Origin of the sequence: Prevotellamassilia timonensis, from assembly GCF_021531665.1 — a bacterium.
GTDB lineage: Bacteria > Bacteroidota > Bacteroidia > Bacteroidales > Bacteroidaceae > Alloprevotella.
Genome location: NZ_JADYUH010000182.1, coordinates 1 through 333 on the forward strand (window position 1 = coordinate 1; position 333 = coordinate 333).

1 protein-coding gene is annotated in these 333 nt (G+C 50.8%); it reads left to right on the forward strand.

The annotated features are described in order from the left end of the window. The coding region (locus tag I6E40_RS10785; protein ID WP_235387288.1) for a DUF4372 domain-containing protein at positions 1-333 on the forward strand (333 nt) is incomplete at both ends.

The window sequence follows — 333 nt, forward strand, 5'->3', positions numbered from 1 at the left end:
TGCTTTACGCTGTCATCAGAAGATTCGACTCATTGCGCGAGATTTCAGACTCCATGTTTCCCGAGTCTCGCAAACTCGCCCATCTTGGCATAAGCACGATGCCCAGACGCAGCACATTGTCGGATGCCAACGCCCGCAGGTCTGAAAAGGTGTTTGAGGACACCTACCGCAGCCTATATGCCCGATACAAGGACTTGCTTTCCTCGGACAGCCGAAAGCAGCAGGTTCCATCATGGCTCAAACGACTGCAAATCATAGACTCAACTACCATTACTCTGTTCTCCAATCTCCTATTTAAAGGTGTTGGCAGGCATCCCAAGTCCGGGAAGAAGA